The organism is Micromonospora sp. NPDC049102 (assembly GCF_043197485.1).
In the GTDB taxonomy this organism is placed as follows: domain Bacteria; phylum Actinomycetota; class Actinomycetes; order Mycobacteriales; family Micromonosporaceae; genus Micromonospora.
This window is the reverse complement of sequence record NZ_JBICTE010000022.1, coordinates 58,674-81,959: the sequence shown is the minus strand read 5'-3', so window position 1 is coordinate 81,959 and position 23,286 is coordinate 58,674. Positions and strand designations below refer to the sequence as shown.

Genomic DNA, 23,286 nt, shown 5'->3' with positions numbered 1-23,286 from the left:
GCTGCGGAGTGCCGGGCGGCCGATAGACTCTCCGGTCATGAGCGTTGAAGAGGACACGGCCAACCACGGTCGGCTGCTGGGGACGGTACGCGGCCCGCAGGACGTCAAGCGGATGTCGGGCGAGGAGCTGGAAGTGCTCGCCGCCGAGATCCGGGACTTCCTGATCGCCAAGGTCTCCCGCACCGGCGGGCACGTCGGGCCCAACCTCGGTGTGGTCGAGCTGACGCTGGCCATGCACCGCGTCTTCGACTCCCCCCGGGACCGGCTCCTGTTCGACACCGGCCACCAGGCGTACGTGCACAAGATCCTCACCGGGCGTCAGGCCGGCTTCGACAAGCTCCGGCAGCGCGGCGGCCTCTCCGGCTACCCCAGCCAGGCCGAGAGCGAGCACGACCTCATCGAGAACTCGCACGCCTCCACCGCCCTGTCCTACGCCGACGGCCTCGCCAAGGCGTACGCCCTGCGTGGTGAGCAGCGCAGCGTCGTGGCCGTGGTCGGCGACGGCGCGCTCACCGGCGGCATGTGCTGGGAGGCGCTGAACAACATCGCCACCGCCGGCAACTCGCTGGTGATCGTGGTCAACGACAACGGCCGTTCCTACTCGCCGACCATCGGCGGCCTGGCCGACCACCTCTCCTCGCTGCGGCTCAACCCGGGCTACGAGAAGGTCCTCGACACCGTCAAGGACGCCCTCGGCTCCACCCCGCTCGTCGGCAAGCCGATGTACGAGGTGCTGCACGCGGTCAAGAAGGGCATCAAGGACGCCGTCGCCCCGCAGGCCATGTTCGAGGACCTGGGCATCAAGTACGTCGGCCCGGTCGACGGGCACGACGTGGCGGCCGTCGAGTCGGCCCTGCGCGCGGCGAAGAACTTCGGCGGCCCGGTGATCGTGCACGCCGTCACCCGTAAGGGGTACGGCTACCGCCCGGCCGAGGAGGACGAGGCGGACTGCCTGCACGGCCCGAGCAGCGCCTTCGACGTGGAGACCGGCACGCTGCTGGCCGCCCCGTCGGTGAAGTGGACCCACGTCTTCTCGGACGAGCTGCTGGCCGTCGCCGACGAACGCCCCGACGTGGTGGGCATCACCGCCGCCATGGCCGAGCCGACCGGCATCGCCAAGTTGGCCCGCAAGTACCCCGAGCGGGTGTACGACGTGGGCATCGCCGAGCAGCACGCCGCCACCTCGGCGGCCGGCCTGGCGCTCGGTGGCCTGCACCCGGTCGTCGCCGTCTACGCCACCTTCCTCAACCGCGCGTTCGACCAGGTCCTGCTGGACGTGGCGATGCACAAGCTGCCGGTGACCTTCGTGCTGGACCGGGCGGGCATCACCGGCCCCGACGGCCCCAGCCACTACGGCATCTGGGACATGTCGGTCTTCGGGGTGGTGCCCGGCCTGCGGATCGCGGCACCCCGTGACGCCGCCACGCTTCGCGAGGAGCTGCGGGAGGCGGTGGCCACCGACGACGGCCCGACCGTCCTGCGCTTCCCGACCGGCTCGGTCGCCACCGACCTGCCGGCGCTGCGCCGGGTCGGCACCGTCGACGTACTGGCCGAGTCGGCACGTACCGACGTACTGCTCGTCGCCGTCGGCGCCTTCGGCCAGATGGGCATGGAGGTCGCCGCCCGGGTCGCCGAGCACGGCTACGGCGTCACCGTCGTCGACCCCCGCTGGGTGCGCCCCGTGCCGGCCGAGCTGGTCGACATGGCCGCCCGCCACCGGCTCGTGGTCAGCATCGAGGACGGGGTCCGCGTCGGGGGTGTCGGTGACGCTCTCGGCCAGGCGATGCGCGACGCCGACGTCCGCGTGCCGCTCAAGGACCTGGGCGTACCGGCCGACTGGCACCCGCACGGCACCCGCGCGCAGATCCTCGCCGACCTCGGCCTCACCGCGCAGGACGTGGCCCGCGACGTCACCGGCTGGATCTCCCGCCTGGACACCACCCCGGACCACCTGACCCCCGCCAGCAAGACGGCAGCCCAGAACTAGCCCCCGAAACGTCACGACGGCGGGCAGCCCCCCGAGGGCTGCCCGCCGTCCGTGCCCGCCACCTCAACCCCGCTCCGCGCAAACCCCTCTCTCCGCGCGCCTCCCGGGCCTCTCTCCGCGCGCCGATCTTGCACTTTCGGTTGTTGTAATGCACACGTTCGTGCCTTTGTCCCAGCAGAAAGTGCAAGATCGCTGGGGCTGGGGGGGGTTAGCGGCGGGGGCTTACTGAGCGGTAGTGGGTCTTGTCGGTGTTGGCGAGGCTGTAGGTCTGGGTGCGGGACGGCTCGGGCACGACCACCAGGCCGGGGCGTTCCACCAGCAGCGGGGTGCCCGGCGGCACCGAGAGCGAGCTGTCCCGGGTGGCCCGCCAGCTGAGTACGAGCAGAGGTTGGCCGGGGACCGGGAGTTGGTACGTCTGCAGTGGGGTGGCCCGGTCGGCCGGCGAGACCACCGGGGCGCTCCCGTTCGCCGGGCGGTAGACGACAGCGGTCATGGTGCCGGCGTCGGTGTCCCAACTGAGCTGCTGCAACTCGGCCGGCTCGCCGCCGCCGAGCGCCACCTCGCCGAGTGAACGGACCGAGAGCTTCGCCATCGGCCAGGACGTCGGCACCGACTTCGGCGCGTCCCGGTCGCCGATCCGGCGCGGGATGCTGCCGAACGGACCCCGCTCACCCGCCAGCACGCAGGTGTCCAGGCCGGTGAGCGCCCGACGGCCCGCGCCGGACTCGTCCCGGACCAGCGGATAGCGCGGGTCGGTCGTGCCGGTGCCCAGGTCGAGCAGGCGGTCGGCGGCCCGTCCCCGGGGCAGAGACTCGGTGGCCCGGAGGGTTGCCGTCACGCCCACCGCCATGCAGGCCGGCACGTCGACCGGGGCGCTGAGACCGTCGGCGACGACCAACGCCCGTCCCTGCGGTCCGAGGAGCTGCTGCACCCGCGCCGAGACCAGGTAGCGCCTGCCGCCGGCCGTCTGCACCGGAAGCACGTCGGAGTAGACCAGGTAGCCGGGGTCGGTGTATTCGGTGGCGCGGGTGATGGCGTACCGGCCGCTGTCGCCGGTGAGTTGCAGCAGCCAGGACGCGCTCTCGCCGGGCACGTCGGCCGCGACCAGGGCCACCGGAGCGCCGTCGACGCGCCCGGAGAAGAGGATGCCGGACGAGGGCAGGTGCGCACGGTCGTCGGCTGGCGAGCGCCACTCGCGCACCGCCTCGGTGACCGCCCTCGTCACCGCCGTGTCGCCGGACAGGTCACCCCGCGGCGGCCACACGGCCAGTGTGCCGTCGAGGCTGTCGTACCCCACCCGCAGATCACGGGGCGCTCGGTCCGCGACGGGACCGCACGCGGTGGCGGTCATCAGCGCGGCGAGCAGGACGGCGAGCGTCCTGCCGTGCCGGCGGCCCGGAGTCACCTGATCCGCCCCCGATCGCCTCGCCGTCGTTCCCGGAAAGCGCCATAGTACGAGATGTCCGACGCGACGCCGCCGCTGGCTGGTTCCGCACCCACCACAATGGACACCACCGCGGCTTTAGTGCCCTTTCGTCACTCGGGTAGACTCCGCCGACTGTGACGCCTGCCGAGTCCCGTGCCCTCGCTTCCCGGGCCAGGTCCGTCGGGGCGCCCGGCGACTCCGCCGCTCCGACCGACCGCGTCGAGACCGTCCCGGCCCCGACAGCGTCCCCAACCTCGGTCGCGTCGACCTCACGCGCGCCGGAAGCGTCCGTGTCGACCTCGACCGTGCCGGACGAGTCCGCGCCCGCGACGAGTGCCCAGACCTCGACCGTGCCGGACGAGTCCGCGCCCGCGACGAGTGCCCAGACCTCGACCGTGCCGGACGAGTCCGCGCCCGCACCGACCGCGCCGGACGAGACGGTCGCGGCGTCCGGGTCGGGCCGGAGCCGTTGGTCGGGCTGGACCCGGCGACGACAGCACCTGGCGGTCGGCGCGCTGTTCCTGCTCGCCGCACTCTGGGTGACCAGCCGGATCTGGCTGGACCCGGCCGGCCGGGTGGCGTCGCTCTACACCGGTGACCCCGCCCAGGTGCAGTTCTTCCTCGCCCATTCGGTGCGGGTGGTGCTGCACGGGGAGTATCCGTTCTACACCGAGCAGTTCAACTACCCCGACGGCGTCAACCTGATGGCCAACACGGCGGTGCTGGCGCTGGGCATCCCGATGGTGCCGGTGACCCTGCTGTTCGGCCCCGCGGTGTCCTTCGTCATGTTGGTGACGCTCGGCCTCGCCGGCACCGCCCTGGCCTGGTACTTCGTGCTCCGCCGTCACATCGTGCGTACGCCGCTCGCGGCCGCGGCCGGCGGCTGGTTCTGCGGCTTCTCCCCGGCGATGCTCTCGCACGCCAGTTGGCATCCGAACATCATCAGCCAGTTCCTGTTGCCGTTCATCGTCTGGCGGGTCTTGGTGCTCACCCGCTCGCGCCGGCCGGTCCGCGACGGCGTCCTGCTGGCGTTGCTCGTCACCGCCCAGGCGTTCATCAACGAGGAGATTCTGCTCTTCACGGCGATGGCCTGCGGGATCTTCCTGCTCGCGGTGGTGGCCCAGGAGCCGGCCCGCTGGTGGGCTGCGTGGCGACCGCTGGCCGCCGGTCTCGCCGCCTGCGCGCTGCTGGCCGGGGCGCTGCTGGCGTACCCGCTGTATGTGCAGTTCGCCGGGCCGATGGCGTACCACGGGCTCAGCGACGCGGTGCAGGACTACGGCAACGACATCGCCTCCTTCTTCGCGCCCGGCTCGGCCACGCTCGGCGGCAACCAGCGGGCCAACGTCAACCTGGCGCCGAACTACTCGGAGGAGAACGCCTTCTTCGGTTGGAGCCTGTCGCTGCTGGCCGTCGGCGTCGTGGTCTGGCTGCGTCGGGAGATGGTCGTGCGGGCGCTCGCCACGACCGGCGCGTTCTTCGCCCTGCTCTCGCTCGGCGAGCAGATCTCCTGGTGGGACCGGGACCTGATCGCGGGGCCGTGGGAGCTGCTGGTGCACCTGCCCCTGCTGGACGCGGTGGTGCCGACCCGCTTCGGTCTGATCACCACGGTCGTCATCGGCCTGCTGCTCGCGCTCGCCGTCGAGCGGGCCTGGGCGCTGCGTCCGGCCGAGCGGCGTACCGTCCGGACACTGACCGCCGCCGGCCTGGCGTTCGCGCTGCTGCCGATCGCTCCGATGCCGCTGCGGATGGTCTCCCGACCGCCGGTGCCGGAGTTCATCACCGCCGACCGCTGGCGGGCGTACGTCGGTCCGGACCAGACGCTCGTGCCGATCCCGGTGCCCAGCATGGGCAACACGCACGGCATGCGCTGGGCGGCGGCCACCAACCTCGACTTCAAGATTCCGGGTGGTTACTTCCTCGCCCCCCGCAACGGCAACACCGGCGACCCGGGCCGGTTCGGCGGCCGGCCCAGCGGGGTCAGCCAACTGCTGGAGGAGGTGGCGACCACCGGTCGTACCTCCAAGCTGGACGACCGGCAGCGCCGGCGCTTCACGGACGAGTTGCGGCACTGGCGGGCGGCGATCCTCGTGCTTCCGGTCCGGCAGCAGAACGCCGAGCCGCTGCGGCGTACCGTCGAGGAGCTGGTCGGTCCCGGTCGGCAGGAGCTGGACGTCTGGGTGTGGGACGTCCGGACGCTGACCGACCGCTCGGTCTGACGACCACCCGGAACGGCGCCGGTCGGGGTGCCGCCCGCGCGCCCACGACGGGACGTCCGGCCCCCGGTCGGCTGATCAGCCCACCAGGGCGCGGACGTCCCAGACCCAGACGTCGTCGACCCGCTGCGGCGGCCCGATCAGCGCGGTGACCAGCTCGCGGAGCACCGCCTCGCGCGGGTGCGCTCCGAGCACCACCACCGACGCGCGCCAGAACCGCAGATCCTCGACGGCCTGCCGCCGGTTCTCGTCGGTGAGCGCCGGCAGGACGCCCGCGTCCATCGTGGAGTAGATGAGGCTGCTCGTGGGCCGGTTCGGGGCGCCGAAGACGCCCTCGCCCAACTCGTTCGGGCCGATGAAGTAGCCGCCCGGGATGGGGAACTCCTGCCCGGTGAGGGCACTCCAGCGCAGCGTCGGCAGGCCGTGCACGTTGCTCGGGATCGGCACCGGGACGAGGGTCCGGCCCGCCGGCACGTACGGTCGCCAGCCGCCTGCGGTGATGAAGTGCGGCGGCGGGTCGATCTGCTGCGCCGGCAGCGGCCGGGGGAACAGCGGCAGCAGGGCGAGGGCGACCGCCGCGTACCCCAGCGGGCGCAGCCACCGTCGACGCGCCGCGACCGGCGCGGCGGCCGGCTCACCGGCGCGCGGGGCCGGCGCGAGGGCCGGGCGGCCGTGGCGGGCCGCCGCGTCCCAGAACAGCGCCAGCAGTACGCCCACCGCGGCGGCGACCACCAGCGCCAGGCGCGTGGGCATCATCATCTCGACCAGCGGCAGCTCGTCCGACACGTACGACCACGGGCCGGGGATGTCGGTCTCGACCCCGTCGAAGCGCACCCACGGCCCGATCGCGGCCACGGTGAACACCACGACGAGCACCGCCACGATCCGGGCGGCCAGCGAGCGGCGTACGAGCAGCGCCAGGGCCACCAGCGAGAGCAGTACCAGCGGCCAGCCGAACCAGGTGTTCTGCTCGGTCAGCCCGATCGTCTTCTCGATCGCCGGGTCACCCGCCCAGGTGTCCCGGGCGAAGGAGACGAAGGCGACCAGGTCCTCGCCCCAGTTGTGGAAGACGCCACCCTGGAGGCCCCGGTAGGACTGGGGGCCGTCGAACTGGAACCAGATCGGGTACGCGGTGAGCACCAGGGTGAGCCCACCGGCGACACTCATGCTGGCCAGGAACGTCCCGGCCATGGCGCGGGTGGCCCGTGGTCGCTGCGCCGCGTACGCCACCACGACGACGAGGCAGGCCAGTGCGGTGAGCAGCAGCATCTCCTCGTTGATGAAGATCTGGTACGTCACCAGCGCGCCGAGCACCAGCCCGTTGCGCCGCCATCGGCCCGGCTCAGCCAGCCGCAGCACCCGCACCACGATCAACGGGAGCAGGAAGTTGGAGACGAAGTTGGGCTGACCGTTGGCGTGGTGGATGACGCCCGGCGCGAAGCCGAGGAAGGCCCCGCCGACGAAGGCCGCCGCCCGGGAGCGCACCAGGTGCCGCGAGAGCATCCAGTACGCGGTGCCGGCGGTGGCGGCCAGCGCCCCACCCAGGTAGAGCGCGTACATCACCTGCGGGCCGAGCAGCATGGTCAGCGGGGCCAGCGGCAGGGTCACCCCGAGCAGCGAGGTGTTGGCCATCATGTTCACGCCGTCCGGGGCGTTCTGCCGGGCGGTGAACAGCGGGTTCTCCAGGTGCCGCACGGAGTACGCGCCGTGCGCGAACAGCCACTCGAACCAGCTGTGGTCGGTGGGCAGGTGCGACGAGACCCGACCCGTCACGTCCCCCCAGTAGTTGAGGCAGACGAAGACGCCCAGCACCACATAGGCTCCGAGGGCCAACAGGTCGGCTCGGCTCGGGCGGCGTCGAGGCCGCCGTGTCGGCTCGACCTCGGCCGGCTCGGCGTCGGTCACGGGATTCAGCGAGGGGTCTACCACCGGCACAGCCACGACGCGCCATCGTACAGGCGAGGATGCGTCGCTTTTGCCGGGCCGGTACGGTCACGGCCGGTCTGCCGGGCCGCCCCCGGTCGGATCCACCGGCGATGGAGGGACGATCGTTGCCGATCATCGAGCTGGGCGAGGTCCGGGGCGAGCCGGTGGCGCAGCCGACGGCCCGTCCGCCGCGCGCCGTGGGCCGTCCCCTGCGGACCGCGGTGGTGCTGCTGCTCGCCCTCGTCGCGCTCACCGGCGCGACGGCGGTACGGCACCGCACCGTGACGTCCGTGCCGACCGCGCCCGGCGCGTCGGCGTACCTCACCGAGGACGCGATCGTGGTGGTCGACGCGTCCACGCCCAGCGGGGACCGGTACCTGACCGTCTACGACCAACCCGGGCCGACGGGCGGTGACAGCGTGCGACGTCGGTGGCGTGCACCGCTGGAGCGCAGCGGAGACTACGTTTCCGCGTGGATGCAACGCGGGATGCTGCTGGCGGTGGGCGTCAGCACCGCCGACGGGGTGTTGGAGACAACCGCCTTCGACGCCGAGACGGGTCAGCGGCGTTGGCGCAACCCGGGGATCGTCCAGCGGGCGACCGACGGGGGCATGCTCCTCGTCAACGACACGGAGGACGGGTTGGGCTCGGTGAGCCGGGTGACGCCCGACACCGGGCGGGTGCTCTGGTCGGTGCCCGCGCCGTTCGGTGGCACCGACTTCCACCGGCAGGGCGACCAGGGCGACCAGGTCGACCAGGTCGACCAGGTCGTGTTCGTGCAGCCGACCGGCGAGGTGCAGGTGTACGACGCCGACACCGGAGCCCTGCGGCACAGCGTCGACACCCTGCCCGGCGCCCGGTCGGCGTTCCAACGGGTGCAGGTCGCGGACGACCTGGTGCTGCTCGTCCCACCCGGCAGTACCGAACTTGTCGCCTTCCGGCTGCCCGCGATGGCGCCGGCCTGGAGGTCCCCGGTGCCACTGGTCGCCTGGGCGGTACCGTGCGCGGATCTGCTGTGCGCGGTCCAGCAGACCGGCGGTATCCAGATGATCGACCCCGCCACCGGTGCCGTCCGCTGGTCGGACCAGGGTCCGGACATGCTCGTCGACGTCCGCCGGGACAGGTTGCTGGTGGCCACGTCCGAGCAGCGGTACGCGGTCCGCGACGCGCGGACCGGACGGGAACGGGCCGAGCTGGGCCGGTGGCAGTTGGTGAACCAGGTGCGCCGCGAGGACACGCTGCTCGGCGTACGCCCGACACCCGACGGTCGGCTCGTCGTCGCCGAGCTGGACCTCACCGCCGGGCGGACGCGGATTCTCGATGTCCTGCCGGGCGTGGTGGGCGGATGCCAGGCCGCGCAGCCCGTCCTGCTCTGTCGACGGCTCGACGGCTCGACGGCACTCTGGCGGTTGCCCCGGTGACCGGCCCCGTGATCGACCTCGGTGAACTGCGCCAGGGACCGGACCTCGACACCGCCCGGCTGCCCCGTCCGCCGGCGGCCCGCGGGCGACCCCTGCGCGGCGTGCTGGTCCTGGTGCTGGTGCTGGTCGGCCTCGCCGGGTCGGTGCCACTCACCCCGCGCGAGATGGTGACGCTGCCAGCGGCGAACAACGCGGACGCGATCCTCTCCGACGACATGATCTTCCTCGTCGAGCAGCTCGGGGCGACGGGGCAGCGCACGTTGACCGCCACCCGACTGCCCGACGGTGAGCAGGCCTGGCGTACGTCGCTGCCGGTCGAGGGCCGGTACTGGGGCGTCGCGCGGCAGGGCGGAACGCTGCTGGCCGTCGGGTACGAGAGCGGCACGGACCACTCCGGGACGATTACGATCGCCCTGGACCCCGAGACGGGCGCGTACCTCTGGCAGCAGCCGGGACGACCCGTTGCCCTGCCCGACGGCGGGATCCTGCTGTGGTCCGGCGCGGACGAGGCCGCGGGCGTCCTGCGCGCCGTCGACGCGTGCTGCGGCACCGTGCGCTGGCAGGCGTCCGTCGAGGCGGGTGCCGACCTCACCCCGCGCGACGGTGAGCGATGGGTGGACCGGCTGGTGCTCCTGCGCGGGAACGGGCAGGTCGAGGTCCGCGATGCGACCACCGGAACGGTGCTGAGGGGCGCCCACCTGCCCGCGCCGCGCGGCGGAACGCCCCGCGTCCTGCAGGTGGTGGACGACCTGCTGGTCACCATCGACGGACCACCGTCCGTCATCTCGGCGTACGGCCTGGACCACCTGGACCGGCGTTGGCAGATCCCTGCCGTCGGGGAGACGTACGTCTCCGCCTGCGGCGTCCTCCTGTGCCTGCAGAGCCAGTCCGCCGGGATGCGGACGATCGACGCCGCGACAGGTGAGCCGCGGTGGGCCGACGACCGTTGGGGGTGGGTCTGGCCGTACGCCGACCGATTGCTGGCCACCGCGGTGAGCAGCGCCGGGCCGGGATCCGAGGATCTCGTCGTCCTCGATCCGCCGACCGGCCGGGTGCTGGCGAGGCTGGGTCGCTGGGAGATCGTCCGGTCCGACGTCGACAAACCACTGATCGGGGTACGCCCCCACCCCGACGGCGGCCTGGTCGTCGCCGAGTTGGACGTCCGGGGTGGCACGGTGCGGGTGTTGGACGTGTTGCCGGACGCCTCGGGGGACTGCCGGTCCGCCACCGGGTGGCTGCTCTGTCGCCGTCAGGACGCCGCGTTCGGGGTGTGGCGGTTGACCCGCTGACCGTCGGCGGGTCCGGGCGGTCGGCGAGGGAGGATGGTTGCCGGCCGGCACTAGGTTGTCGGTGGTCAGCAGCGAGGAGGCCGGCATGCGGGTACTGGTGGTCGAGGACGAACGCAACCTCGCCGACGCGATCGCGCGCGGGTTGCGCAAGCGGGGCATGGCGGTCGACGTCGCGTACGACGGCGACGCCGGCCACGAGGCGGCGTTCGTCACCCGGTATGACGTGGTGGTGCTCGACCGTGACCTGCCCGGTGTGCACGGCGACCAGATCTGTGCCGACCTCGCCGCCTCGGGGGCGCTGACCCGGGTGCTGATGTTGACCGCGAGCGGCACCGTCGCCGATCGGGTGGAGGGGCTTCAACTCGGCGCGGACGACTACCTGCCGAAGCCGTTCGCGTTCGACGAGTTGGTCGCCCGGGTGCAGGCGCTGGGCCGGCGGGCCACCCCGGCCGCGCCGCCGGTGCTCGAACTGGCCGACCTGGTGCTGGACCCGGCACGTCGGGTCGCCACCCGCGCCGGGGTGCCGATGGACCTGACGAACAAGGAGTTCGGGGTGCTCAGCGAGCTGCTCAAGGCCCGTGGCGCGGTGGTGTCCAGCGAGGAGCTGTTGGAACGGGTCTGGGACGCCAACACCGACCCGTTCACCACGATCGTCCGGGTGACCGTCATGACGTTGCGGAAGAAGCTCGGCGATCCGCCGTTGATCGAGACGGTGGTGGGCGCGGGTTACCGCACGGCCGAGGTCCAGCCGTGAAGCGCCCGTTGCGGCCCACTCTGCGGCTGCGGTTGACCCTGCTCAACGGTGTGCTGCTGGTCGGCGCGGGCGCGATCCTGGTGCTGCTGGCCTGGCTGCTGGTCCGCGACGCGCTGCGGCCCACCGACGAGCTGCTGCCCGGCACGACGGTGCTGCTCTCCGACGGCGGCACGATGGACGCCGCCCAGTGGCAACGTGAACTGGTCGACTCCGCCTCGGGGGAGTTGCTGGCCAAGGGCCTGGTCGCGCTGTTGGCGATCAGCGTGGTCGGGGTCGCCGGCGCGTACGCGGTGGCGGGGCGGGCGCTGCGGCCCCTGCACCAGGTCACCGCGACCGCACAGCGGCTCGGCGAGGCGACGTTGGACCAGCGCATCGGCTACTCGGGCGCGGACGACGAGGTGGCCGAGCTGGCCAAGACGTTCGACGCGATGCTGGACCGGATCGCGTCCGCGTTCGAGGCGCAGAAGCGCTTCGTGGCGAACGCCTCGCACGAGCTGCGGACTCCCCTTGCCGTCATGCGGACCGAGATCGACGTGACGCTCAGCGACGACGACGCGGACGCCGCCGAGTACCGCCGGATGGCCACCGTGGTCCGCGACGCCTCGGAGCGGGCGAACGGGCTGGTCGACGCGCTGCTCGTGCTGGCCCGCAGCGAAGCGCAGGCCGGACGGCGGCTGGGCCGGCGTACCGAGTGTGACCTCGCCACTGGCACCGCCAACGCGCTGTCGGCGATGCGCCGCGAGGTGGAGCGCATCGGCCTGCGCGTGCAGACGTCGCTGGAGTCCGCGCCGGTGGTCGGCGATCCCGGGCTGCTCGATCGGCTGGCCGGCAACCTGATCGAGAACGCGGTGCGCTACAACCACCTGCACGGGCGGCTCTGGGTGCGTACCGGCACCGACGGCGAGCGCTCGTGGCTGGTGGTCGGCAACACCGGTTTCGAGGTGGACCAGGCCGACGTGCCGGGGCTGTTCGAGCCGTTCCGGCGCGGCGGCCGGGAACGGACCGGCGCGCGCGGCTCCGGCCTGGGGCTGTCCATCGTCCGCGCGGTCTGCCAGGCGCACGGCGGTACGGTCCGGGTGGTCGCCCAGCCCGGCGGCGGCTTGGAGGTGACGGTCACCCTGCCGGCGGTGGACGCCCCGGCGGTGCCCGGCCCGGTGGCCATCAGTGGGTGAGAAGACGGTTGCGCGGGACACCCGGCACCCGGCAAGATCAGCCGGTCAGCCCGAGACGAGAGGGGGTGCGTCGATGTCCGCCAACCATGACTCCGCACCCCGGGTGCACGCCGGCTGAGGTCCCGGAGGCGGAGTTCCCCGTACCAGGCCACTCTCGTGGAGGACCACTGTGAGTTCGACGATCCACAACATCAGCTTCGACTGTCGCGACACGTACGCCCTGGCCGGCTTCTGGTCACAGGTCTTCGACTGCCCCATGCAGCCGGACGATTTCCCCGGCGATCCGGAGGCGATGCTGCTGCCGCCGGGTGGCCCGGAGGTGCTCTTCATCGCCGTGCCCGAGGACAAGGCGGTGAAGAACCGACTGCACCTCGATCTGCAACCCGCCGACCGGACCCGGGCCGAGGAGGTCGAGCGGCTGCTCGGCATCGGCGCGGTGCACGTCGCCGACCAGATCCGGCCGGACGGCTCCGGCTGGGTCGTGCTCGCCGACCCGGAGGGCAACGAGTTCTGCGTGCTGCGTAGCGCGGCCGAGCGGGCGGCGTCACCGGCGCGGCCGGACGCCCCGGCGGCCTAGGGTCTGCGTACGGCGGGACGCCGCAGTCGCGGCGTCCCGCCGTACCTACGCCCGCGCGTCAGCGGCGGGGCACCGAGAAGTCCTCGGTCGGAGTGGTGTCGCTGGTGCCGTCCGTGCTCGCGTGCACGCCCATGCCACGGGCCGCGAAGACCCGCCAGATGTCCCGCTGCCCGCGGCCGCGGTTCACGACCCGGTCGGCCAGCAGGATCGCGTCGCGCATGTCCAGGTAGGACGGGTCCGCCGGTGAGAGTTCCATCGCCCGGGTGACCAGGGAGCGGGCCAGGCGGCTCCCGATCGCCGCGCGCAGGTCCCAGAGCGTCTGTGCCCAGATCTCACCGTCGGCGTGGATCTCCGGCTCGGTGGTCCCCGGCACGGTCGACGAATTGCGGATCTTGCCGTAGTCGCCGTAGGTGTAACCGCCCACGCCTGCGGCGGGGTTGCCGGCGCAGACCGGCTCGGTGCTGTTCACCGGGCAGTCCATCGCCTCGCTGCGCACCGAACGGCCGCCCAGGATGTAGTCGCCTTCGCGAACGTCACCGTCGACGGCGTCGTCCTGCTCGAGGCCGCTGTCGACCAGATAGTCCAGGCCGTACCAGTCGCTCCACGCCTCGTACATCGCCTGCGCCTGGGCGCTGATCAGGGTCGAGTTGCCGCTGGCGTCGACCACCAGGCGGTCGGACAGTCCGTGGGTGTACTCGTGGTAGAGGATGTCCGCCGTGTCGCCGGAGTTACCGGCGAGAACGCTCGCCGACTTGACGAACAGGTACATCTGCATGCGCGGCGCCATGCCGTCCGGCGGAGTCGTCATATTGGCGTTGTTGTCGTGGGCGCTGTCCGGCAGGCCGTTGGCGGTGTCCGCGCCGTCCATCGCCTCGGCGATCACCCCATCGCCGTCGACAGCCTCGAAGTTGCCCGCCGCCCGGGTGAAGCCGATCGGTGCGGCCGCGAGATGGTCGTGCCAGGTTCCCAGGAAGGCGAAGAGCTGCGCCGCGTTCTGCTTGCGGTTGCTCTGCCAGGAATACGGCACCGCCGGATTCCACGAGCACTGCCGTTGCGCCGAACAGGGGGCACCGACCTGGTTGGAGAAATCCGTGAACGGGAAGTCGAAGCTGCTCGTGGCGTCTGGCTCGACCTCCTCCGACGCCTGCGGGGCGTTGTCGGCGTTCACGTCGGAGTAGACGTGCCCGACGTTGCCCTCCAGCCTGCCCGCGTTCGCCGGCAACCACCTGTTCAGGTCGACCGTGCGCTGGCGTCCGCCGACCGGGGCGCCCGGGTAGTTCTGCCACGTCGTCGCGTGGTGTTCGGCGACCATGCTCCGCTGGAAGAGGATCGCGCCGTTGGCCGCATCCACCACGCTGAGATGACCCTCGTCCATGTCGATCACCTCCCACGCCAGTTTCGGACCCGCCGGCGTGTTGAAGACGACCTGGCGGGCGCGGCCGCCGTCGGAGAAGGTCACGGACGCCGTGGTTCGGGAGCGGACCGTCGCCGTCGCGGTGCCCGACACGTTGCGTACCGCGGTCCTGCGGGCGGCGACCGCGTCGACGCTCGCGGAGCCGAGCGTGGTGGGCAGCCCAGCGAGCGGTGCGCCGTCGACAGCGATCAGCCGGCCGTCTCTGGTGATGTGCGCCTTGATGCCGTTACCGACGACGTCGACCCCGTTCACGCGCTGCACGAAGCTCAGGTGGTGGGTGCCCTCGATGTCGACGTAGTCCTTGCGCAGCCGCAGGGCGGCGATCTCGGCGACGGTCAGGCCGACGACCGACCGGTGGGCTGCCAGATAGTCGCGGGCGATCCGCTCGGGCGCGGCAGCGCTCGGCCCGGTCAGGTAACCGTCGAGCCGAGCCAGCCGCCGCAGCGTCGCGGTGTCACGGTCGATCTCGACGACACCCTGTGCGCCAAGACTCGCTCGCAGCGAGTTCGCCGCCTCGGCGACCCGGGAGCCGGGCGGCTCGGCCCGCGCGTTCGTCGGCAGTAGCGCGGACGCGAGCAGGATGCCCGCCGCCGCGGCGACGCCGCGCCTGATGATTGTTGAGCCCACTGTCGTACTCCAATACTCGATTCAGGCAGTACTGACACGACAGACGCTAAAGGTCCCTAATGGACACCCTCTGGATCAATGGGCTGAGCAGCTCGGCTGAGGCCGCGCTGGGCGAGGGACTCGCGGGCGCGCGGACGTCGACGTGGTCCATGAACGCGGGCCCCGGTCACCCTGAGGTGACCGGGGCCCGATGGTGTCCGGGTCAGGAACGCTGTTCGATCTGACCACGGATGGTGACGAACTCCGCCTTCGTCTGCTCGGCGGTCTTGAAGTACATGACCGTCAGGCCCACGCTGCCCCGGTCGGCCCAGATGCAGACGCCGAGCGGTACGCCTTCGGCCTTGCCGTCGCCGCAGCGGGCGTCACCGCCGAGCGGCCCCGCGTCGACCGCCGTCATGTTGGTCACCGACAGCTCGCTGGAGAGCCCGGTGACCGCCTCGTCCAGCTCCTTCTTCGGGTCGGCCATCACGCCGGACACCGCGGCGATCATGAGGAGGTCCTGCTTGGTCGGGTCGCCGTAGAACGCACCGACAGTGCTGGTCTCGTTCTTCACCTCGGACTTCATGGAGGCGACCATCTGGTCGGCGACCGTCTGCAACTGCGGGTCGGTGTTCTTGGCACGGCCGGCGAGGGTGGCCGGCGCGACGACGCGGGTCTTGGTGGCGTCGACGACGTCGCCCACCTCGTCCTTGACCGTGAACCAGATGGCCGCCGCGCCACCGAGGCAGAGCACCAGCAGTACGGCCAGCGCGATCAGGATGATCTTGCCAACATTCGACTTCTTCGGCGGTGGACCGGCCAGGTGCGGGCCGCCGTACGGCTGGCCCTGCTGCTGCGGCCAACCGGGCTGCTGCGGTGGACCCGGCTGCTGCGGCACGGCCGGCTGGCCCTGCTGCTGCGGCGGAGTGGGGGAATCGTGCGGCGGGCCGAAGGGATTGGCCGGCGGCTGGGACATCAGTCAGCTCCAGGATGGGGTGCGAAGCGCGTGATCGTAACCCGGCGCGCGTCCCGACGCGGTACCCGTCCGGGTCACACCGGCGGTGCGAACGAGCGCGGTGGCCGGCAAGTCCACGAGGGACGAGCCGGCCACCGCGACGGTGGAGCCGAACGGTCAGGCGGGCAGGCTCGCCGCCCCGCGCGGCAGGAACCGCCGGCCGGTGACCCGCTCGGAGGTGCCGGTGCGGTCCAGGTACGGGGTGACGCCGCCCAGGTGGAACGGCCAACCGGCGCCCAGGATCATGCACAGGTCGATGTCCTGCGCCTCGGCGACCACGCCCTCGTCCAGCATGAGCCGGATCTCCTGCGCGAGCGCGTCGAGCGCGTTCTGTCGTACCTGCTCGGCGGTCAGCGGCTGGTCACCGACGACGAGCAGCTTGGCGACCTCCTCGTTGACCTGGTCGTCGACCACGATCGGCCGACCCGAGTCCGCGATCCGCTTGAGGTTCTCGCTGACGCCGAACCGGTCCGGGTAGGCGGCGTGCAGGGTACCCCCCACGTGGTACGCGACGGCCGGCCCGACGAGCTGGAGCAGGGCGAGCGGGCGCATCGGCAGGCCCAGCGGGTCCAGGGCGCTGTCCGCGACGTCCAGCGGAGTGCCGGCGTCGACGGCGGCGAAGACCGTGCCCAGGAAGCGGGTGAGCAGCCGATTCACCACGAACGCCGGGGCGTCCTTGACCAGCACGCTCGACTTCTTGAGCTGCTTGCCGACCGCGAACGCGGTCGCGAGGGTGGCGTCGTCGGTGCGTTCGCCACGGACGATCTCCAGCAGTGGCAGCACGGCCACCGGGTTGAAGAAGTGGAAGCCGACCACCCGCTCCGGGTGCTCCAACTCCGCCGCCATCTCGGTGATCGACAGCGAGCTGGTGTTGGTGGCGAGCACCGCCTCCGGGGAGACGATCTTCTCCAGCTCGGCCCAGACCTGCTTCTTGACGCCCAGGTCCTCGAAGACCGCCTCGATGACGAAATCGGCGTCACCGAACGCGCCCTTGTCGACAGTGCCGCTGACCAGGCCGTACAGCTTCGCGGCCGTACGCTTGTCCATCCGGCCCTTGGTGACGGCCTTCTCGATCTGGGTGTGCACGTAGCCGACGCCCTTGTCCACCCGGGCCTGGTCCAGGTCGGTCATGACGACCGGCACCTGGAGACGGCGGGCGAACAGCAACGCCAACTGACTGGCCATCAGGCCGGCGCCGACGATGCCGACCTTGGTGATCGTGCGGGCCAGGCCCTTGTCCGGTGCGCCGGCCGGCCGCTTGGCCCGCCGCTGCACCAGGTCGAAGGCGTACAGGCCGCTGCGCAGTTCCTCGGAGAAGACCAGGTCCGCCAGGGCCTCGTCCTCGGCGGCGGTACCGGCCGCGAAGTCGGCGTCCTTGGCGGTCTCCAGCAGGTCCAACGCCTTGTACGCGGCCGGGACCGCGCCGTGCAGCCGCTGGTTCAGCGTCTCCCGGGCGAAGTAGAGCACGCCCGCCCACATGTCCTTGTCGACCTCGGGCCGGATCACCGTCACCTGACCGCGCACCACCCCGGCGGCCCACTCGAGCGAGCGCTCCAGGAAATCGGCCGGTTCCAGCAGGACGTCCGCGATGCCCAACTCGGCGGCCTGCTTCGGCTTGAGCATCTTGTTCTGCATGAGCGGGTTCTGGATGATCACCTGGGTGGCGGCGGGGATGCCGATCAGGTTCGGCAGCAGTTGGGTGCCGCCCCAGCCGGGCACCAGGCCGAGGGACACCTCGGGCAGGGCGAGCGCCGCCGCGCCACCGGAGAGCGTCCGGTAGTGGCAGTGCAGTGCCAGCTCCAGGCCGCCGCCCATCGCCGCGCCGTTGACGAACGCGAAGGTGGGGACCGTGCTGTCCTTGAGGCGGGCGAAGACCCGGTGGCCGAGCCGGCCGATCTCCAGCGCCTGGGCGCGGTCGGCGAGCTGCGGCAGGCCGACGATGTCCGCGCCCACGCAGAAGATGTACGGCTTGCCGGTGATCGCGATCAACGCCGGGTCGGCGGCGAGCGCGGCGGTGATCGCCTCGTCCAGGCTCGCCAGCCCGCCCGGGCCGAAGGTGTTCGGCTTGGTGTGGTCGAAGCCGTTGTCCAGGGTGATCAGCGCGGCGGGGCGGTCCAGCCCCGGCACGTTCACCTGGCGCAGCAGCGCCTTCGTGACGACCTCGCTCACTTGTCGCCCTCCGTCCAGTGCGGGTTCTCCCAGATGACCGTGCCGCCCATGCCGATGCCGATGCACATGGCGGTCACGCCGTAGCGGACCTCGGGGTGCTCGGCGAACTGACGGGCCAGTTGCGTCATCAGCCGTACGCCGGAGGACGCGAGGGGGTGACCGATGGCGATCGCGCCGCCCCACGGGTTGACCCGCGGGTCGTCGTCGGCGATGCCGAAGTGGTCGAGGAAGGCGAGCACCTGCACGGCGAACGCCTCGTTCAGCTCGAACAGGCCGATGTCGTCGATGCCGAGCCCGGCCAGGCGCAGGGCCTTCTCCGTCGACGGGATCGGTCCGACGCCCATCACCTCGGGCTCCACCCCGACGAAACCGAACGACACGAGCCGCATGGCGATCGGCAGACCCAGCTCGCGGGCGGTGGCCTCGTCGGCGAGCAGACTGGCGGTCGCGCCGTCGTTCAGGCCGGCCGCGTTGCCGGCGGTGACCTTGCCGTGCGGGCGGAACGGAGTCTTCAGAGTGGCGAGCTTCTCCAGCGAGGTGTCCCGGGGAGCCTCGTCCACTCCTGCCAGACCCCAGCCGCCCTCGGCGTCGCGGATCGACATCGGCACCAGGTCGTCCTGGAGCTTGCCGTTGGCGTACGCCTTGGCGGTCTTCTGCTGCGAGGCGAGCGCGAACGCGTCGGTGCGCTCCTTGGTGATGTGCGGGACCAGGTCGTGCAGGTTCTCCGCGGTCGCGCCCATGACCAGCGCGGACGGGTCCACCAGCTTCTCGGCGATGATGCGCGGGTTGGGGTCGACGCCCTCACCCATCGGGTGGTGGCCCATGTGCTCGACGCCGCCGGCGATCGCGACGTCGTACGCGCCCATCGCGATGCCGCTGGCCACGGTCGTCACGGCGGTCATCGCGCCCGCGCACATCCGGTCGATGGCGAAACCGGGCACGGTCTTGGGCAGACCGGCCAGCAGCGCGGCGGTACGGCCGATGGTGAGGCCCTGGTCGCCGATCTGGGTGGTGGCCGCGACGGCGACCTCCTCGACCCGCTCCGGGGGTAGCTGCGGGTTGCGGCGCAGGAGCTCACGGATACAGCGGATCACCAGGTCGTCGGCGCGGGTGTTGGCGTACATGCCACCCGCCTTGCCGAATGGGGTACGGACGCCGTCGACGAAGACGACATCCCGAACTTCACGGGGCACTTGAGCCTCCTACTCGACCATCATTCGGCCTCCGCGCCGCCAGGCGGCGCTCCGGACCGAACAGGGGTCGGCCGGGCGGGGCACGTCGCCCAGAATGCTACTCGCCAGTAACCAGCCCCGTCCCCACCGCCCCACTGTGGCCCACCCCACAACACCCACCCCACCCCACCCCAGCGCCCGGCCCCACCCCACCCCAGCGCCCGGCCCCACCCCACCCCAGCGCCCGGCCCGGCCCCACCCCACCCCAGCGCCCGGCCCGGCCCCACCCCACCCCAGCGCCCGGCCCGGCCCCACCCCACCCCAGCGCCCGGTGATCATGAAGTTGTTGCCCGGACACGCCGGCGCCGGTGGCAATAACTTCATGATCAACGGGGTGGGGTGGGGTGGGGACTACGGGATGGGGTTGGGGGACAGGGCTTCTGTCAGGTGTGGGTTCAGCAGGGCGATCTGCCACTCGCGGGCGTTGAAGCCGCGCAGGGCCTCCGCCACCGTGGCCTCGGTGATCTCATCCGGCGGGCTCCACGCCAGGCGACGTACCGAATCCGGGGTGATCAGGTTTTCCGGGGGCAGGTTGTGTTCGGCCGCGATGCGGACCACCACCTCCCGGCAACGGGCCAGGCGACCGGCCGCCACCGGGTCCCGCTCGGCCCAGCGGTGCGGTGGGGGTGGGCCCTCGACCGCCGGGGTGACCGGAAGCGCGTCGTCCGGCAGTTCCCGGGCGTCGTCGAGCGCGGCCAGCCAGGTGCGGGCCAGGCGACGGACCGACCGGCCACCGAAACCGGGCAGCGTCAGCAGTGTCTTCTCGTCCTTCGGGTCCAGCTCGGCCGCGGCGACGATGGCCGAGTCGGGCAGCACCCGACCGGGCGCGGCGTCCCGCCGGGAGGCGATCTGGTCGCGGGCGTACCAGAGCGAGCGGACCCGGGCCTGGGCCCGCGCACCGCGTACGCGGTGGATGCCGGACGTACGCCGCCAGGGTTCCGCGCGTACCCGGGGTGGCCGGGCGCCGCTGCGGACCAGGGCGGCGAACTCCTCGGCGGCCCAGGCCGACTTGCCCTGTCGTGCCAGTTCGGCGTCGAGCGCGTCGCGCAGATCGGTGAGCATCTCCACGTCGAGCGCGGCGTAGGTCAACCACGACTCGGGCAGTGGGCGACTGGACCAGTCGGCCGCCGAGTGGTGCTTCTCCAGGGTGAAACCGAGTAGCTGCTCGGTCAGCGCGGCCAGGCCGACCCGCTCGAACCCGGCCAACCGAGCGGCCAGTTCCGTGTCGAACAGCCGGCGTGGCCGCAGCCCCACCTCGGCGAGGCACGGCAGGTCCTGGCTGGCGGCGTGGAGCACCCACTCGGCATCGCCGATCACCGCGTCGAGCGCGCTGAGGTCGGGCAGCGGCAGTGGGTCGATCAACGCCGTGCCGGCGCCGGCACGGCGTAGCTGGACGAGGTACGCGCGCTGGCTGTAGCGGTAGCCCGAGGCGCGCTCGGCGTCCAGGGCAACCGGGCCGGTGCCGGCCGCGAACCGGGCCACGACCTCGGCGAGTTCGGCCGGGGTGGCCACGGGATCGGGGGTGCCGTCACGCGGAGCGGTCAGCGGAACGGGCCCACCGTCGGTCGGGTCGGGCCCCTCGCCCGCCGGCTGCGGCTGGGCCGACGGCGGGTGCTGGGGTGCGTGTCCCGGAGGTTCTGCGGTGGGCCGACGGCGCAGGGGTGGTTCGTCGGTCACCTGCCAACCCTAGTGCGCGCGCCGATCCGGCGTGTGCAGCCGGTCCGGCGTGTGTCGGCCGGGTGTCCGCAAGGTGTCCTTTCGGATGCCGGACATCGGGGGAGACAAAGCCCGTTCGCGCAGGTACGGTCCATCGAGTCGTCGGCCCGATCGCGTGACATCCGGCACGACGGCCGCACGGGGAGACCACGGGGAAAGGCACGACGATCATGACGGCTGGCTTCGGTGCGGGCGACGGACGACCGATGGGCGGCGCCGAGCCGGACGGTGTGAGCGGTTCATCCGCCGAACGACCCGGCCCCCTGCCCCCGCGCATCGAACCGCATCCACCCCTCGGCGCCACCTGGCCCGGCACGCCGGGCGGCACCGAGCCGACCGCGGCCGTTCCGGCACCCCGTACCGGGTGGTCGGCACCGCCTAACAGCGGGCAGTGGAGCCAGGGCCCCGCCCCGGCCGCCGTACCCCCGGGGCAGGGCACCGGTACCTACCCGTCGGCGCCCTACGGCACCGCGCCGTACGCCCCGGCGTCGCACGGCGGCGGCTACCCGCCCGTCGGGGACCTGGCCAGCGCGCCACCGTTCCCTGCCGGCCAGCCCGCGTGGCCGGGTGTCACCCCGCCGCCCGTCCAACCCAGCCGCCGTCGTTGGCCGGTCCTGCTCGCCGCCCTGCTCGTCGTGGCGCTCGCCGCCGTTGCCGGCCTTCAGGCGTACCAGCTGGACCGGCTCGGCGACCGTCTCGCCGCCACCGACCGCCGGTTGGCGCAGGCCCAGGACGGCGACGGCACACGCCTCGACGGCCTGGAGAAGCGCGCGGACGCCCTGGAGAAGCAGGCCGGGGCCGCGTTCAACCCGGAGGCGGTGGCGAGCGCGGTGCTGCCGAGCGTGTTCCGGGTTCGGGCCGGGCAGTTCACCGGCAGCGCGTTCGCGGTGGGCAAGCCGGCGGCCGGCGGTGGCACCAACCTGTTCACCAACTTCCACGTGGTCGAGTCGGTGTGGGAGGCCGGTGGACGCGAGGTCTTCCTGGAGCGCACGGACCAGCGTTTTCCGGCCACCATCGTCAAGGTCGACAAGACCAACGACGTGGCGCACCTGCGGACCACCGGCAAGTTCACCGGCCTGGTCACCGCGCCCACCGCCGTGAAGTCCGGCCAGCAGATCGTCGTCGTCGGCGCTCCGCTCGGCCTGGAGGACAGCGTCACCACAGGCGTGGTGAGCGCGCTGCGCGCCGCACAGGGTGGCTCCGGACCGGCCATCCAGTTCGACGCCCCCATCAACCCCGGCAACTCCGGCGGCCCGGTGATCAACGGCAGCAAGCAGGTGGTCGGCATCGCCACCGCCAAGGCTCGCGACGCCGAGGGCATCGGGCTGGCCGTACCGATCAAGGTCGCCTGCGACGGTTTCAAGATCTGCTGACCCGCGGCTCCGGCCGCTCGCGCCAACCACGGCCCTAGCGGTCGTTCCCGAGGTCTCCGGGTCCTCGGCCCCGGACGAACCTGCCGCTGCATCCGGTCCGTCGCGCCCATCGGCGGAGGACCTGCTCACCCTGGAGGAAGAACATGTCCCAGCCACCGACCGGCCCGGAGGGCCTCCCGCCCACCACCCCGCCGCCGCCCGGCTCGCCCGAGGGCGACGCGACGGTGCCGCACGCGACGCTGCCGTCCGCGCCGGGCACCGACCCGACCGTGCGGTACCCGGCCGGTCAGCCCGCGCCGCAGCAGTACGCGCCGGGTCAGCCCACCCCGGGCCAGCCCACGCCGCCGCAGCAGTACGCGCCCGGCCAGGCCGCCCCGCCGTACGGCGCACCGCAGACGTCGGCCTACCCGGCCAGCGCCCCGCCGCACGGCCAGCCGATGTCGGCGCCGCCGGTCTCCGGCCCGGCGTACGGGCAGCCCATGTCGGCGCCGCCGGTCTCCGGTCCCGCGTACGGCCAGCCGATGTCGGGCCCGCCCGGTATGACGCCGTACGGCGCTGCGCCGGCTCCTCGGCGCGGTCGCGCGGTGCTGGTGCTGGCCTTGGTGGCCGCTCTGCTCTTCGTCGTCAGCGGGGTGATGACCGGGCTGTTCGTGACCAAGAACAACGAGCTGAACCGGACCGAGAAGCGTCTCACCGCCCAGGTCAGCGAGCGCGACGGCACCATCGCCGCCAACACCAGCGAGATCGGCAAGCTCAAGACCGAGCTTCAGGTCATGCAGGACAAGCTCGACAACACCGAGCAGGATCTGACCGGTACCCGTAACGACCGTGACGAGCAGACCCGGCAGAAGAAGGTCATCGCGAGTTGCCTGGACAAGCTGACGACTGCGCTGGGCGCGGCGGCGGCCGGCAACAAGGGCGCGTACGACGCGGCGATGAAGGGCCTCGACAAGGTCTGCGACGAGGCCGAGAACTACCTCTGATCCACCGCGCCGC

Annotated in this window: 16 protein-coding genes; 9 read left to right on the top strand and 7 right to left on the bottom strand. The window is 72.4% G+C overall.

All coding sequences use genetic code 11. From position 1 onward, the window contains the following. The first annotated feature begins 37 nt into the window (after positions 1-37). Entirely contained in the window at positions 38-1,987 is a 1,950-nt protein-coding gene (gene dxs / locus ACGFH9_RS20800; protein ID WP_393221689.1) for a 1-deoxy-D-xylulose-5-phosphate synthase, read from the top strand. A gap of 208 nt (positions 1,988-2,195) precedes the next feature. Here the strand turns inward: dxs and ACGFH9_RS20795 are convergent, their stop codons facing one another. Further along, on the bottom strand, positions 2,196-3,338 hold the full coding sequence (locus ACGFH9_RS20795; RefSeq protein WP_393221744.1) for a hypothetical protein: 1,143 nt from the start codon (positions 3,336-3,338) through the stop codon (positions 2,196-2,198). Between the two features lie 365 nt (positions 3,339-3,703). On the opposite strand from ACGFH9_RS20795, the gene ACGFH9_RS20790 reads away from it, so the two are divergent. After that, positions 3,704-5,629: a hypothetical protein gene (locus ACGFH9_RS20790; RefSeq protein WP_393221686.1), complete on the top strand. Its 1,926-nt coding sequence runs from the start codon at positions 3,704-3,706 to the stop codon at positions 5,627-5,629. Between the two features lie 75 nt (positions 5,630-5,704). On the opposite strand, the gene ACGFH9_RS20785 is transcribed toward ACGFH9_RS20790, so the two are convergent. After that, a complete protein-coding gene (locus tag ACGFH9_RS20785) occupies positions 5,705-7,561 on the bottom strand; it encodes a hypothetical protein (protein ID WP_393221742.1) in 1,857 nt (618 codons plus the stop codon). A 116-nt stretch (positions 7,562-7,677) separates the two neighbouring features. Between ACGFH9_RS20785 and ACGFH9_RS20780 the strand changes: the two genes are divergently transcribed. The 5 genes from ACGFH9_RS20780 to ACGFH9_RS20760 all read left to right on the top strand — a co-directional run bounded on the left by ACGFH9_RS20780 (position 7,678) and on the right by ACGFH9_RS20760 (position 12,765). Continuing rightward, the gene (locus ACGFH9_RS20780) at positions 7,678-8,973 is read left to right on the top strand and encodes a PQQ-binding-like beta-propeller repeat protein (RefSeq protein ID WP_393221683.1); all 1,296 of its coding nucleotides are present in this window, start codon (positions 7,678-7,680) and stop codon (positions 8,971-8,973) included. Continuing rightward, positions 8,970-10,262 (top strand): PQQ-binding-like beta-propeller repeat protein, encoded by a 1,293-nt coding sequence (locus tag ACGFH9_RS20775; protein ID WP_393221680.1) that lies wholly within the window; start codon positions 8,970-8,972, stop codon positions 10,260-10,262. The genes ACGFH9_RS20780 and ACGFH9_RS20775 overlap by 4 nt, the downstream gene beginning before the upstream one ends. 85 nt (positions 10,263-10,347) lie before the next feature. Further along, a complete protein-coding gene (locus tag ACGFH9_RS20770; RefSeq protein WP_393221677.1) occupies positions 10,348-11,016 on the top strand; it encodes a response regulator transcription factor in 669 nt (222 codons plus the stop codon). Continuing rightward, positions 11,013-12,188, top strand: coding sequence for a sensor histidine kinase (locus tag ACGFH9_RS20765; RefSeq protein WP_393221674.1), 1,176 nt, complete (start codon positions 11,013-11,015; stop codon positions 12,186-12,188). Before ACGFH9_RS20770 ends, ACGFH9_RS20765 begins: the two co-directional genes overlap by 4 nt. Before the next feature lie 169 nt (positions 12,189-12,357). Beyond that, positions 12,358-12,765 carry a VOC family protein gene (locus ACGFH9_RS20760; protein ID WP_355233989.1) on the top strand — a complete coding sequence of 136 codons (408 nt, stop codon included), beginning with the start codon at positions 12,358-12,360 and terminating at the stop codon, positions 12,763-12,765. A gap of 58 nt (positions 12,766-12,823) precedes the next feature. On the opposite strand, the gene ACGFH9_RS20755 is transcribed toward ACGFH9_RS20760, so the two are convergent. The 5 genes from ACGFH9_RS20755 to ACGFH9_RS20735 form a co-directional block, all read right to left on the bottom strand. Beyond that, positions 12,824-14,806, bottom strand: coding sequence for a M36 family metallopeptidase (locus ACGFH9_RS20755; RefSeq protein ID WP_393221672.1), 1,983 nt, complete (start codon positions 14,804-14,806; stop codon positions 12,824-12,826). Positions 14,807-15,008: 202 nt separating this feature from the next. Further along, complete coding sequence (locus ACGFH9_RS20750; RefSeq protein WP_393221669.1) at positions 15,009-15,761, bottom strand: hypothetical protein; 753 nt, start codon at positions 15,759-15,761, stop codon at positions 15,009-15,011. Positions 15,762-15,917: 156 nt separating this feature from the next. Continuing rightward, a complete protein-coding gene (locus ACGFH9_RS20745; RefSeq protein WP_393221667.1) occupies positions 15,918-17,969 on the bottom strand; it encodes a 3-hydroxyacyl-CoA dehydrogenase NAD-binding domain-containing protein in 2,052 nt (683 codons plus the stop codon). Then, positions 17,966-19,162, bottom strand: coding sequence for a thiolase family protein (locus ACGFH9_RS20740; protein WP_393221664.1), 1,197 nt, complete (start codon positions 19,160-19,162; stop codon positions 17,966-17,968). The genes ACGFH9_RS20745 and ACGFH9_RS20740 overlap by 4 nt, the downstream gene beginning before the upstream one ends. 390 nt (positions 19,163-19,552) lie before the next feature. Next, positions 19,553-20,878, bottom strand: a complete 1,326-nt coding sequence (locus ACGFH9_RS20735; protein WP_393221661.1) for a ribonuclease D — start codon at positions 20,876-20,878, stop codon at positions 19,553-19,555. Between the two features lie 209 nt (positions 20,879-21,087). Between ACGFH9_RS20735 and ACGFH9_RS20730 the strand changes: the two genes are divergently transcribed. Both ACGFH9_RS20730 and ACGFH9_RS20725 read left to right on the top strand, forming a co-directional pair. Further along, on the top strand, positions 21,088-22,290 hold the full coding sequence (locus ACGFH9_RS20730) for a trypsin-like peptidase domain-containing protein (protein WP_393221658.1): 1,203 nt from the start codon (positions 21,088-21,090) through the stop codon (positions 22,288-22,290). 143 nt (positions 22,291-22,433) lie between these two features. Further along, positions 22,434-23,273 carry a hypothetical protein gene (locus ACGFH9_RS20725; protein ID WP_393221656.1) on the top strand — a complete coding sequence of 280 codons (840 nt, stop codon included), beginning with the start codon at positions 22,434-22,436 and terminating at the stop codon, positions 23,271-23,273. Positions 23,274-23,286: the final 13 nt, after the last annotated feature.

Excerpts from the sequence above, each read along its gene's own strand:
- ACGFH9_RS20795 (WP_393221744.1), bottom strand. The coding sequence starts at position 3,338 with ATGACCGCCACCGCGTGCGGTCCCGTCGCGGACCGAGCGCCCCGTGAT.
- dxs (WP_393221689.1), top strand. The coding sequence starts at position 38 with ATGAGCGTTGAAGAGGACACGGCCAACCACGGTCGGCTGCTGGGGACG.
- ACGFH9_RS20730 (WP_393221658.1), top strand. The coding sequence starts at position 21,088 with ATGACGGCTGGCTTCGGTGCGGGCGACGGACGACCGATGGGCGGCGCC.
- ACGFH9_RS20750 (WP_393221669.1), bottom strand. The coding sequence starts at position 15,761 with ATGTCCCAGCCGCCGGCCAATCCCTTCGGCCCGCCGCACGATTCCCCC.
- ACGFH9_RS20770 (WP_393221677.1), top strand. The coding sequence starts at position 10,348 with ATGCGGGTACTGGTGGTCGAGGACGAACGCAACCTCGCCGACGCGATC.
- ACGFH9_RS20725 (WP_393221656.1), top strand. The coding sequence starts at position 22,434 with ATGTCCCAGCCACCGACCGGCCCGGAGGGCCTCCCGCCCACCACCCCG.